Source organism: Microcoleus sp. AT3-A2 (assembly GCF_036705685.1).
Lineage (GTDB): Bacteria > Cyanobacteriota > Cyanobacteriia > Cyanobacteriales > Microcoleaceae > Microcoleus.
On record NZ_JAUBVF010000021.1, the window covers coordinates 1 to 13,357 of the forward strand.

A 13,357-nucleotide genomic window follows, 5' to 3' on the forward strand; every position below is an offset into this window, starting at 1 on the left:
GAGCGAAAATTCCGCCAAACAAGCCGCATTCCTGGTTGTCATTACTGCATCCATCAGCTCGAATGTTGCATCTTTCGCCAGCACTAATAACTCGTATGCTGCTTGACGAAAGTCTTTTAATCGTTCACTGTTCATTAAGGGAGTGGATATGTTTTCTTTTCACCCTTATTCTCTCCCAGCGCGGTGGCTCTAGTTCTTCTGAAGCCACCTTTCTCATCTTTATTTAGTCTAAACTACAGTTATGATAATTTAATCCAAAAGTTTCGATTACCCAAAAACAATCGCTCTTGGTTATCAAGCCATAACGCTCTGCGGTGAGAATAAACTCAGTGGAAGCCACGCTTTCTCGGTTTTCGTTTAGCATTTTTAACAATATTTCATAATACTCTAATGAGGGGTTAGAGGTAATAGATCCACTCTTTTGGGAGTAGAGACAAAAACGATTGGTTTTTAACGTACGGCGGATGTTGGAAATCAACTGCCTCTCACCACGTTGTCTAATTATATTAGTTAGCCATCATCTAGAGGATAAACATGAACACAGTTGCGACCTTTGCCTTTGGCAGCATAACAAGCTACATCAGCGGTCCTCATAACCTCCATCAAATCTTGGCTGTCTTGGTTAATGGCAACAACTCCAATACTGACCCCGATGATAAAGGTTTTGCTATCCCAAATAAACCGAAACTGATGCACTAAATCTTTGAGGTTTTCCGCAATCTGAGCTGCTTTAGAGAGGGGACATTTAGTAAGCAAAAGACCAAATTCATCACCTCCCAAGCGAGCCAGTATGTCATTAGCCCGGACTCCCTTTTGTACAAGTGTAGTGATTTGGCGCAGTAGCTCATCGCCAGCACAATGACCGGCGGTATCGTTAACGACTTTGAACTTATCTAAATCTAAATAACAGAGAGCGTGCTGCTGATTGCTATCTTGAACAGAGGCGATCGCCTCCATTAGTCGCTGCTCAAATCCTCGACGGTTGATTAAACCTGTCAGAGCATCGTGACTGGCTTCCCAAGAGAGTTGACGAGCAAGATTGCGCGATTCGGTAACATCATGAAAGACGATAACGGCCCCGATAATTTGACCTTGGCGGTCTCGAATCGGTGCTGCTGAGTCCTCAATGGCATACTCAGTCCCATCGCGGGCAATGAGAATAGTATGGTTAGCTAAGCCCACAATGCGCTTCTCCAACATAGCCTTGCCGATCGGATTCTCTACTGGCTTTCGCGTTACTTCATTGACAATTTCAAAGACTGTAGACAGGGGGAGTCCCTTAGCCTCATGAGCCTTCCAGCCTGTCAGTTGCTCAGCGATAGGATTGAAAAATCGCACATTACCTTGAGCATTGGTAGTAATAACTGCATCACCAATCGATTGGAGAGTCACTTGAGCTAGTTCTTTTTCGGCAAAGAGGGAGGCTTCTAGACGTTGGCGTTCTTCCATTTCTCTCAAGAGACGTAAATTCTGCTCTTGGAGGCTTTGTTGCAACCGTCGGATGGTTAAGTGAGTTTCGACACGAGCTAATACTTCTTCGGCTTGAAACGGCTTAGCAATATAATCTACCCCACCAACAGCAAGCCCCTCAACCTTATTGAAAGTTTCATTGAGAGCACTCAAAAAAATTATCGGAATGCCTGTGGTTTGCTCGTCAGATTTTAATTGTTTACAAACTTCATAGCCATCAATATCAGGCAATTTAATGTCAAGTAAGATTAGTTCCGTCGATGGCGATTTGGCGGCTCGGAGCGCCATTGCGCCTGTTGTGACACTGCGAACTTTATAACCATGTCTCTTCAAAGTACGGCTGAGAAGATGCAGGTTATCAGGGAGATCGTCAACAATTAAAATATTGCCTCGGTAGTTGGTAGCTGGATCGCTAACTCTATTGCTAGTTGTATCGACAATCCTACTGATTTCCATAGTTTCTTGCCAGAGGACTATAAACCTATGAATAAGAGTATAGTTGAATTATTAGGTTATCCACTCACTTGACGCACAAAGAAGTCCTGCGATCGCAGAGTTCTCGGACTGGCACACTGGCACAGCCCCTACAAAATCTGACTTGTTGAGGTAGGGATAATCCGCCCGTGGTTGCCCTTCTTCGTTTTGGGTAACATTAGGAGAACATTTTTTCAACCCAAGCAGCCGATTTATGAACAAGCACATTTCTGAAAGGGCAAGTCTACTCGTCATTGCGATCGGATGTCTCGTGCTGCTAGGTTGGCAATTTGACATCTCCCTACTCAAAAGTGGTTTTCCCGGTAAGACTTCGACCCTGAAGCGGGCAATGGCAGAACTCAATCGCTAAGCACTTCAGCACTCATGAATAATGCAGGTTATGTATGATTACACATTTTTTTGAGACAGGAGGATTCATTCCTCATGGTCACTGCTATCTCTGGCAAACAAACTTAGTAGGATTACATATTTTATCCGATGGTTTAATCGCTTTAGCTTACTACTCCATCCCAATCATGCTAATCTACTTTGTGCGACAGCGCCAAGATACTCCATTTCAGAAAGTATTTTTTCTGTTTGGCGCCTTCATAATTGCCTGTGGTACAACTCATATTATGGAAATTTGGACGCTTTGGTTTCCTACTTATTGGCTTTCTGGAGGAATTAAAGCTATTACTGCTCTGATTTCTATATATACTGCATCTGAGCTAGTCTTGTTAATTCCATCAGCTTTAGCTTTACCTAGTTCAGCTCAACTTATGGCGGCAAATCAAGCCTTAGAGAAGGAGATCAAGGATCGCAAGCGGGCTGAAAACGAACGCAAACAAATTGAGGTGGCTTTACGAAACAGTGAAGAGCAGTTTCGCAATGCGTTTGAAAATGCGTCTATTGGAATGGCGATCGTTTCACTTGATGGGCACTGGCTTAAAGTCAATCCTGCCTTATGTCAGATTCTTGGCTACTCCTCAGAAGAGTTGTTAGCGTTAACTTTCCAAGACATTACCCATCCTGATGATTTAGACGGGGATCTTAGTTATGTGCATCAACTATTAGCAGGAACAATTTCAACTTACCAAATAGAAAAACGTTATTTCCATAAACAAGGACATATAATTTGGATTCTTCTTGATGGCTCGGTAGTACAAGATGAACAGGAAAACCCACTGCATTTTATTGGTCAAATCCAAGACATTACCGCTCGAAAAGAAGCTCAAAAGACGCTAGAGCTTCAGAGTGTTATTATGAATAACATGGCAGGTGGAGTGTGTTTAATTAAAGCCTCAGATCTCAGAATCGTCTACACCAATCCCAAATTTGACGCTATGTTTGGCTACACAGATGGCGAACTCGCAGGTCAATCGGTTGTTGTCTTGAATTATATCGATACACAGGTTACACCAGACGCAAGCGTTGTAGATCTTGTCACTCAACTTGAGCAGAAAGGAGAAGCCCAATATGAAATCTACAATAAGAAAAAAGATGGAAGACTTTTTTGGTGCAGGGTTCATACATCTAGGTTTGAGCATCCTGAATATGGAACCGTATATGTTGCCGTTCAGGAGGATGTGACAGAACTGAAACAAGCTGAGCAAGCTTTGCAGGCTACCACAAATCGCCTCAACTTTCTCCTGAACTACAGCCCCGTCGTTATTTTTAGCTGTCAACCTGATGGCAATTATGGAGCAACGTTCATCAGCGAAAATGTCAAAGATGTATTGGGCTATGAAAGCATTGCTTTTTTAGAAGATTCTGAATTTTGGGTGCATAACTTACACCCAGATGATCTAGAACGAGTAGTTAATGGCTTAGCCAATCTATTCGTCAATGATTTTTATTTCCATGAATACCGTCTTCGTCGCTCTGATGGGGTTTATCGCTGGATACTCGGTCAACTCAGACTAATTCGAGATCGGGCAGGTAGACCAGTGGAAATGTTGGGATATTTAATTGACATTAGCGATCGCAAACAAGCCGAGTTGGAACTTGAGCAAGCTAAAGAAGCAGCAGAAACAGCAAACAAAGCCAAAAGTATGTTTCTATCCAATATGAGCCACGAACTCCGTACTCCTCTCAATGCTATTTTGGGATTTACGCAATTGATGAGTTACGATCCTGTTCTGACTCCCGAACTCCAACAAGATCTGGCGATCGTCAATCGTAGCGGCACACATTTATTGGAATTGATTAACGACATTTTAGATTTATCCAAAATTGAGAGCGGACAGATGACACTCTATCTTTCTGACTTTGACCTAAAAAATTTGCTGATGTCTCTTGAAGAAATGTTGCAAATTAAAGCCCAATCGAAAGGATTGAAACTAATTGTTGAGCGAGACACCAATCTTCCCCAATTTGTGCATATCGATGAGAAAAAACTGTATCAAGTATTAGTCAATCTGCTCGGTAATGCGATTAAGTTTACTAATCAAGGAAGCGTCACCTTACGAGTAAGATCAGAACAGAGCGACCAAACGTCCTGTCGCCTATGTTTTGAAATTGAGGATACTGGAGTGGGAATTGCTCCAACAGAAGTTGAGAGCTTATTTAAGGCGTTCGTGCAAGCTGAAGCTGGGAATAAATTGAATCAAGGTACTGGTCTAGGTCTAGCTATCAGCCAAAGATTTGTCCAACTCATGGGTAGTCAGATTCAGGTTCAAAGCACATTGAATCAGGGCAGCATTTTTTACTTTGAAGTTGGGGTAAAGTTACCTCAAGCAGTCTGCCTTGCCTCAGAATTGCTTAAACAAAGAGTGATTGGTATAGCTCCAGGACAACCAACTTACCGCATCCTTGTGGTTGAAGATGTAGAGGAAAATCGTCGCTTATTGGTCAAACTCCTTACCTCAGTCGGTTTTGAGGTGCGCGAAGCAACACAGGGAGTTGAAGCACTATCCCTGTGGGAAAGTTGGTTCCCCCACTTGATTTGGATGGATCTACGAATGCCGATCATGGATGGCTACACAGCTACTAAACGCATTAGAGAACACCATCAGGGACAAGAAACTGTCATTATTGCTTTAACTGCCAGTGCTTTTGAAGAAGAGCGAGAGAAAGCTCTTATGGCTGGTTGTGACGACTTTATGAGCAAGCCATTTCAGGAAAGGCTCGTCTTTGACAAACTCGCTCAACACTTGGGAGTAGAGTACATCTGTACAGTTGTAGGAAAAGATTGTCAAAAACTATTTGTTGATTCTTTATCTCCAGAAGATCTAGCCGTGATGTCCTCTCAGTGGTTAGAACAAATGTATCAAGCTGCCTACTATGTTGATCCTGAAGTTATGAACGAGCTAATCAAACAAATTCCCGCATCTCAATCAACCCTTTCCAGTGCGCTAATTGATTGTGTCAATAACTTTAAGTATGACCAAATTGTGGAGTTAATTCGACCTCTGCTACCGAATCAAGTTTAGTTATCGAGTTTAAGGACAAATTTGATTCTATTACCATCAGCCACAACTAATCTTTTAACACTAAAGTGTCGATGCTGTCTTTGATGATAACGCCTTCATCTTCTTCGGAAATTTCGAGGAATTTTTTGGGTTTAATGTAGAAATGATGCAGATAAAACTCGCCCGCAAATAACAGCGGAGAGACGATCGATAAACTGATAATTTTTTCCAGCATGGGCGGAGAGTATCGCAAGTTGAAGTAACCCGCTTTAATCTGAATCCAACTCGCTCGGAGTTGCATTCCTCACTACGAACTGGTAACGTTTATTTTACCGAAGATAATATAATTGATAATTGAATTCTGCTAATTCCAAATTTTTTGCAAATTGAGAACAAATCCCGGCAAAACATTTTCCCCAGAAAGAGTGAGAGGAGATTGTAAAACTTCCACATCTTGACCGGGGCGATAAATTTCAACTTCGCGTTTTTTGCGGTTAATCAGCCAACCCAAACGGCAGCCATTTTCTATATATTCTTGCATTTTTTCCTGAGTCTTTTTTAGGCTGTCGCTGGGCGAGACTAATTCAATGACAAAATCGGGACAAAGCGGGATAAATTTTTCTCTTTGTTCGGGCGTCAAAGCTGACCAGCGGGATTTTTCTACCCAAGAAGCATCGGGAGAGCGATCGGCTTTATTGGGAAGGGTAAATCCTGTGGAGGAATCAAACACTTCGCCGAGTTCGGTTTGTTCGTTCCACACATCCAATTGTGTAGTCAATTTGACATTGCGTTTCCCTGTTTCTCCTCCGGTTGGCGGCATGACAATTAATTCTCCGTTGGCGTTGCGTTCGAGTTTCAAGTCTGGGTTTTCTTCGCACAGTTGATAAAACTGTTCTGAAGTTAGTTTGATAAGGGAGTTGAGGTTTAAGGTGATAGCAGTCATGGTTATTTACCTGCTGTTTTTATGAACTACATAATTAAGAATTAAAAATGGGATTACTCATTTTTAATTCTTAATTATTAACTTCTAATTCTACTGCAATTGCTTGATTCTGTTGAGTGCGTCTTGATAGGCGCTGGTTCTTCCGCCTTGCTTGTAAAGTTCTGCTGCTTTTTGAAAGTCAGCAATTGCTTTCGGTTGGTTTTCGTTTTCAAGGTAAGCTAAAGCTCGGTTGTAGTAGGCGTCGGCAAAACCGGGATTGGCTTCGATCGCCCGCGTGTATGCTTGAATAGCAGTGGAACCGCGTGTGGGTCCGAGTTGGGGCAAGCCGGCGGTGATGAAAGTGCGGGCATTACCGATATTAAAATACAATTCAGGGGTATATTTGGGCTTGAAAGCGAGTGCTCTGTTGAAATCGGCGATCGCCTCCCAAGCATCTCCTTGATCTAACAGCGAAAGCCCTCGAAAATAATAAGCTTGGGCATCTTGCGGATTGGCGGTGGATACCGGGCCGATCGTTGCGGGAGTATTGTCTACTTTCAACTCGGATTTGTTTATTCCCGCCGCCACCAGCTTCGCGATAAATGTATTGATGGGAACTGCTGCGTTAAATCCGGTTTTAATCGGGGCGACTTCGCCGGAACTGGTTTGGGCGAAACCGAATTCGCCTTGTCCGTGTAAACCGATGACTCGGGCTTCGGAGTCAAAAACTGGGCCGCCACTCATGCCACTCCAAGTTACGGCTTGATACCGCAAAGTGTAACCTTCCGGGCGGTTGCGTGGGCGGCTGGTAACGAGTCCGGGAGAGAGTTCTGGTTCTCGTTCGGCGCCGAAAAGTCCGCCCGTAGCGGGATAGCCGTAAACGAAGATTTGAGTGCCGATGACGGCTTGATCGGAATCGGCGATCGTCGCGACTGGATATTCTTCGGGGCTTTCAAATTTGACTACGGCTAAATCCGGGTCAGTTTCGGCGGTTTGCAAGCGGGTGACTGCAGTTGCTTGATAGTTTTTGCCTTTAGAGGTGCGAACGGTGTATTTCACGTCTGCTTTTTCTACGACGTGGTTGACTGTTAAAACTGTGTAAGTTTTACCTGTTTTGGCAATTATTACGCCTGAACCGTCTCCGAGAGAACTGTTAATTTGTACTGTCAGCGGCCCGGCAATGCTGGCGACTTCTTGGGGCGTTTTGGCGATCGCGGGCTGACTGATGACTATGGTTAAGGCTGCGGTTGTTCCTGCTAGCAAGGTGGTTAGGGTGTCGTAACGAGAAAAGTTTATATTCATGGCTGTTGGTAATTTGTAGCTGGGTAGCGGGATTGGACGGAGAAAGGGCGATCGGCGGTTTGTGCTTTTTTCTGTTTAGTTTTATTACTGATTTGACGCAAAAAATCTCGGCTTTGTTCTTTAGTGATAATTTTACTCGCTTTTTTGTTCCGCGATTCGCTATTTCAATGTCGCGTGAGTACGCTGCACATTACTTAATCTCAATGAAGGCTGCCCAACTTATCTTATCAAAACTCAATAATACATGACTCAAACTCGGTGCTTAATTCTTCCTTAGTTATGGTTCCCCGTGCGACTCGCATGACTAAATCATATACTCCATCGTCCGTTAAATTCAGAGCGCAACCATTCAAACGCAAAAAGGTATCTTTCACTGCAAAAGCCGTTCGTTTATTGCCGTCAATAAACGGATGATTAATCGCTATGTGATAGAGATAGGCGGCAGCTTGTTCGCTAATTGTGGAATGCAAAAATTGACAGCAAAAAGTTGCTTGCGGTTGAGCCAAAGCCGACTCTAACAAGCCTTCGTCTCTGACGCCGGGAGTGCCGCCAAATATCTCTATCTGTCTGGCGTGGATACTTAAAACCATACTTTTGCTGACAAAATTAGGAGTTGGCAAGGCGACGGTAAACCTCCTTTCTTTCGCGTTCTGAATCTAGATATGCCTGCCATGCTTTGGCTTCTAGTTTTTGTTGTTCTTCTTCAGTCTTTAAGGAACGAACAAATTCAAGCACTTTCAGCAGCAAGGGTTCTGGTACTTGGTCGAGTTCTTGAAGAAGTTGGTCTTTTGCGGTCATGTTTCTTTCCTCCTAATGATCGTACAACTATTTTACAACCTCGCTTGTGCCCATTCAACGATCGCCTCAGTCAGCCCATCCAAGGTATATTCCTTAGCTTCCACATCTAACTTACCCAATAAATTTTGGCAGCTTTTGGAAGTTTCCGGGCCGATGGATGCAATGCAAACGTTTTCCAACCAATCCTTAGACAAGGACAATTTTGGGCTTTGTTGTATGAGACTGCAAAAGTTATGCACGGTTTTTGAACTGGCAAAAGTTATGATATTTACCGCTTGATTTTGGAGTGCGGATAGGGCGATCGGCTCGATAGTTTCGGGACAGCAAGATTGGTAAGCTGGCACTTCTATTACTTGCGATCCTTTGGCGGTAAATTCTTTTACTAAAACTTCTCTGCCGCCGCTTTCTACTCTCGGAAATAGGATTTTGCAGTTTTGCAAGTTATCGGGGAAGTTTTCGACTAGGGAATCGGCGATAAAGTTGGGGGGAATAAAGTCTGGTTGTAGAGAGTGCGATCGCAAACTTTCTGCTGTTTTTTTCCCGACAACTGCTATTTTAATACCAAACAAGCTGCGCGCGTCTTTGCCTTTTGCTTGTAATCGTTGAAAAAAGCAGTCTACAGCGTTGTGGGAAGTGAGAATTAACCAGTGAAAGCTTGACAATTGTGCGATCGCACTGTCTAATGGTTCCCAAGTGGACGGCGGTCGAATTACCAAGGCGGGCATTTCGATAACGCGGGCTCCTTGTTGCTGGAGTCGATCGCTAAATTCAGCAGACTGAGAAACCGATCGCGTGACTAAAATGGTTTTTCCTGCTAGCGGCAATTGGCTGTTATTAATGGTGACAGGTGTATCGATCATATTTGTGCTTTCTGGCTGGATTAAATATTCGCGCAATCTAACTACTTCCCCAATTACGGTCACGCAAGGCGATAGAGATTGACCTGCTGTTTGCTGTACAATGTTGGAGAGAGTGCCGAGCCAAATTTGCTGTTCGGGGCGGCCACAATCTCGGATAATGGCGATCGGAGTTTCGGGCGATCGTCCGTGCTTTTGCAATTGCCAGATGATCTCGCTTAAATTGCGCCCTCCCATCAATATTACCAAAGTTTCTATCTGCACTAATGCTTCCCATTCTAGAGCATCCGGTTCATGGGCGCTCATCACTGCGAAACAGCGGCTCATCACCGGATCTGTGAGGGGAATTCCTGCTAGTAAAGGTGCGGCTAATGCGGAGGATATTCCGGGTATTACTTCAAACTCGCAGCCCGCTGTGATTAATGCTTGAATTTCGGAACTAGAACGACCAAAAATAAACGGATCGCCGCTTTTTAGCCGCACCACTTGTTGGCCTAACTTGCAATGTTCTACCAGCAAACGGTTAATTTCTTGCTGCTGGGTGGAAGGTTTGCCGCCACGTTTGCCGACTTCTATTTTCCGACAAGTTGCTGGGATTAATTCGAGTTGTGGGATGTCGATTAGAGCGTCATAGATTAAGACTTCGGCTTCGGATAGCAGTTTGTGCGATCGCACTGTCATCAAGTGACAATCTCCGGGCCCCGCACCGACTAGATAAACTTTCCCTTTTTGGTGTTTCACAATTCCTCCTCGATAGTATAGTTTTATGAATATTGCTAGCCTATAGTAAGACGGGCCGAGGCGCACCCTACACTATAGTAAGACCCGCCGAGGCGCACCCTACGGTATACTCAGCAGTTTATTGTATAAGAAAAGCTATTTATGCAGATTATCATCATCACAGCCGCCGATGCAAATTACTTTGAATTGGTGCGAGGCACTATTTTATCGGTGCGGGAAAAACCCGAGGGCGAAAATGTGGCGATCGGCTTTTTCGATCTCGGCTGCACTCCCGAACAATTGCAGTGGTTAAAAACACAAGTTAATATCATTCAAAAGCCCGATTGGGACTTTGACTTTCCTGGCAGAAATGAATCTCCCGAACATTTAAAAGGGCTATTAGTTAGACCTTGTTTGCGAAAATACTTTCCCAATTTTGATATATACCTCTGGATTGATGCGGATGCTTGGGTTCAAGACTGGAGAGCAATTAATTTGTTGGTTGAAGGAGCATCGCGCCGGGGACTGGCAATTGTTCCCGAAGTTCACAGGGCGAGCTTGCAGCAGTACGGACAACTTCCTCAATTTTGGCAGTGGGTTTATCAACAATATGAAGCTAACTTTGGTGAAGAAATTGCTCGAAAATTCTACAGCTATCCGATATTAAATGCCGGAGTTTTCGCACTCAGAAAAAATGCTTTGCACTGGGAAATATGGGCGGAAAAACTCAATCAAGGATTGCAAAAGTCCGGCTGTGTCATGACAGATCAATTTGCCCTCAACCTCGCTGTTTACAGTGGCGAATTGTTCAATCTCACTGAAATGCTCCCAGCTTGGTGCAATTGGATATTTAACGGTTTTCCGGTTTGGGACAAGCAGCGAGGCTGTTTTGTGGAGCCGTACTTGCCGCAGGAGGCGATCGGCATTTTGCATTTAGCTGGCCGCCAGCAGTTTGACCGAGTACAATTGATGGCAACTGACGGCGATATACTGGAAATCAGCGTCCGTTACCAACCTAAAAAACACGAAGCAGTACAAATATTTCAAGAACCAAAAATGACTTATCAACAACCTGAAATTAGCAAAAATAATTTATTGCATCCAGGGGATTATGTCTCGCCAGGATTCCAAATAATTATACCTGACTCCTATTTCCCCAATATGATTGTTGCCGACCCAAATACGAGTAACTGGCCTTATTTGCGCCGGGAAGTTCCGCATAATTGGTATGCAGACAAGCGCTATCCATTCATCGGGTTTTTGAATCGCGACGAAGCACACATCCTTTACAATACAGCTCTGCAATTCAAAGGTAAAAAAGCCTTAGAAATAGGCTGCTGGCTAGGGTGGTCGGCCTGTCACTTAGCCCTCGCAGGAGTTGAGTTAGATGTCGTAGATCCGCTGTTAGAAAGAGAGGACATCAGACAAAGCGTAATCGATTCAATTCAAGGTGCTCTAAATGCGTCTGGCGTTCAAACCTCAGTCGAGCTAATACCCGGCTATAGCCCCCAAAGAGTAGAAGAATTTTCCGCTCAATTCAACCGCAAATGGTCGTTAATTTTTATTGACGGAGAACACGGAGGTGATGGGCCGTTAAATGATGCCATTGCGTGTGAAAAATTGGCGGAGGAAGATGCAATAATTTTATTTCACGATTTAACCGCTCCAGATGTTGGTAAAGGTTTAGATTATTTGAAGCAAAGGGGATGGCAAACAGTAGTATATCAAACAATGCAAATTATGGGGGCTGCTTGGCGGGGCAATGTCGAGCCAGTAAAACATCAACCCGACCCCAATATTTCCTGGCAGTTGCCAGCACATTTGCACGGTTACAATATTAGCAGTTTAGAGACAATTAATTCTCAAACAGCGAGCCAAACCAATCAAAACCAACAGTCATCTTATACAAGAGATTTTTACCAATTAATCGGAGAAGGAACTCGCACTTCTGCTAGAGAAATTATTCCCCTGCTGTTAGACTTGCTGCAACCGATTTTACCTAAAAGTGTAGTGGATGTGGGCTGCGGTACGGGAAGTTGGTTAGCTGTGTTTCACAAGTTGGGAATTGCTGATTGTTTGGGAATAGATGGCGATTATGTCGATCGCACTATTTTACAAATTCCTTTAAATCAGTTCCAATCCGCCGATTTAAAGCAACCGCTACAAATAAACCGAAAGTTTGACTTAGCAATTTCTCTGGAAGTTGCCGAACATTTGCCGGCTACCTGTGCCGAAAACTTTGTTAATTCTCTCACTCAACTAGCACCGGTGATTCTGTTTTCTGCTGCGATACCATTTCAAGGAGGCGTCGAACACGTTAACGAACAGTGGCCACAATATTGGGTTTATTACTTTCAGAAAAACGGTTATGCAGTTATTGACTGCTTGAGAAAAAAAATATGGAACAATAACAAAGTAGAGCCTTGGTACGCTCAGAATATCTTGATTTTTGTTAAACAAGAATACTTGTCTGGATATCCGAGGTTAGTAAATGAATATCAAAATACCGATCTGAATCAATTAGCGATCGTCCATCCCAAAATTTATTTTTACAGCTTACAATCTGCTAGAAATTCGGCACAGAATTTACAATCAGAAAGTGTCAAACAAGTTACAGCATCGCCACAATTGGCAGATCGACCTTTGGTATCTGTGATTATTCCCTGCTACAATCAATCTCATTTTTTGGTGGAAGCAGTAACTAGCGTGATTAACCAAACTTACAAAAATTGGGAAATTATCATTGTCAACGACGGCAGCTTAGATAGTACCAGCACAGTTGCCAAAAATTTAATATTAGCAAATTCCCAATATCAAATTACTCTTGTAGAACAAACAAATCAAGGGCTTTCAAGTGCTAGAAATGCGGGCATAGCAACCGCAAACGGTGAATACATCATGCCTTTAGATGCCGATGATATCCTAGCTGAAAACGGCTTGACTGACCTTTTAGAAATATGTTTAAAATCAAATGTACCTTGCGTAGCCTTTGGTTCTTATCAAATGTTTGGCACGGAAAATCGTATAGTACCAAGTTACGAGTTGTATTCGCCCGAAAATATCAAGAAATCTAACATGATTCACCCGTCTTCACTTTATCACAAATCTATTTTGGATTTGGTCAGCGGGTACAAAGTTGGGATGAAGGAAGGTTACGAAGATTGGGAGTTTTGGGTGAACTGCCACAAGCACAATATTCCCTTTTTGGGAACGAGAGAAGTCGTTGTCAATTATCGGCGTTCCCAGGGTTCTATGTTGGCAAAAGCTCAGCAATATCATCAAAAGTTGGTAGCACAAATTGTTTGTTACAACCGGGAACTTTACGATATGGAAAGTGTGAATAGTGCTGAAAAGCTATTGGGACAAATCGCAAGTTAATCTGGATTCTTTATTCTGTAGTCCGC

10 protein-coding genes are annotated in these 13,357 nt (G+C 43.4%); 3 read left to right on the top strand and 7 right to left on the bottom strand.

What is annotated here, in order from left to right; all coding sequences use genetic code 11:
• Nucleotides 1-510: 510 nt before the first annotated feature.
• Complete coding sequence (locus QUB37_RS14050) at nucleotides 511-1,926, bottom strand: diguanylate cyclase (protein WP_333162893.1); 1,416 nt, start codon at nucleotides 1,924-1,926, stop codon at nucleotides 511-513.
• Nucleotides 1,927-2,158: 232 nt separating this feature from the next.
• Between QUB37_RS14050 and QUB37_RS14055 the strand changes: the two genes are divergently transcribed.
• Nucleotides 2,159-2,314, top strand: a complete 156-nt coding sequence (locus tag QUB37_RS14055) for a hypothetical protein (RefSeq protein WP_333162895.1) — start codon at nucleotides 2,159-2,161, stop codon at nucleotides 2,312-2,314.
• Nucleotides 2,315-2,348: 34 nt separating this feature from the next.
• Complete coding sequence (locus QUB37_RS14060; RefSeq protein ID WP_333162897.1) at nucleotides 2,349-5,375, top strand: PAS domain S-box protein; 3,027 nt, start codon at nucleotides 2,349-2,351, stop codon at nucleotides 5,373-5,375.
• A gap of 46 nt (nucleotides 5,376-5,421) precedes the next feature.
• Here the strand turns inward: QUB37_RS14060 and QUB37_RS14065 are convergent, their stop codons facing one another.
• The 6 genes from QUB37_RS14065 to cobA all read right to left on the bottom strand — a co-directional run bounded on the left by QUB37_RS14065 (nucleotide 5,422) and on the right by cobA (nucleotide 9,974).
• Entirely contained in the window at nucleotides 5,422-5,655 is a 234-nt protein-coding gene (locus QUB37_RS14065; protein ID WP_333162898.1) for a hypothetical protein, read from the bottom strand.
• Nucleotides 5,656-5,718: 63 nt separating this feature from the next.
• Nucleotides 5,719-6,297: a Uma2 family endonuclease gene (locus tag QUB37_RS14070; protein WP_333162900.1), complete on the bottom strand. Its 579-nt coding sequence runs from the start codon at nucleotides 6,295-6,297 to the stop codon at nucleotides 5,719-5,721.
• A 90-nt stretch (nucleotides 6,298-6,387) separates the two neighbouring features.
• Nucleotides 6,388-7,578 (bottom strand): tetratricopeptide repeat-containing serine protease family protein, encoded by a 1,191-nt coding sequence (locus QUB37_RS14075; RefSeq protein ID WP_333162901.1) that lies wholly within the window; start codon nucleotides 7,576-7,578, stop codon nucleotides 6,388-6,390.
• Nucleotides 7,579-7,805: 227 nt separating this feature from the next.
• A complete protein-coding gene (locus tag QUB37_RS14080) occupies nucleotides 7,806-8,168 on the bottom strand; it encodes a type II toxin-antitoxin system death-on-curing family toxin (RefSeq protein WP_333162903.1) in 363 nt (120 codons plus the stop codon).
• Nucleotides 8,169-8,184: 16 nt separating this feature from the next.
• Nucleotides 8,185-8,376, bottom strand: a complete 192-nt coding sequence (locus tag QUB37_RS14085) for a hypothetical protein (RefSeq protein ID WP_015177921.1) — start codon at nucleotides 8,374-8,376, stop codon at nucleotides 8,185-8,187.
• A gap of 32 nt (nucleotides 8,377-8,408) precedes the next feature.
• Nucleotides 8,409-9,974 carry a uroporphyrinogen-III C-methyltransferase gene (gene cobA / locus QUB37_RS14090; RefSeq protein WP_333162905.1) on the bottom strand — a complete coding sequence of 522 codons (1,566 nt, stop codon included), beginning with the start codon at nucleotides 9,972-9,974 and terminating at the stop codon, nucleotides 8,409-8,411.
• A gap of 141 nt (nucleotides 9,975-10,115) precedes the next feature.
• On the opposite strand from cobA, the gene QUB37_RS14095 reads away from it, so the two are divergent.
• The gene (locus QUB37_RS14095; RefSeq protein ID WP_333162907.1) at nucleotides 10,116-13,331 is read left to right on the top strand and encodes a glycosyltransferase; all 3,216 of its coding nucleotides are present in this window, start codon (nucleotides 10,116-10,118) and stop codon (nucleotides 13,329-13,331) included.
• The last annotated feature ends 26 nt before the right edge of the window (nucleotides 13,332-13,357 follow it).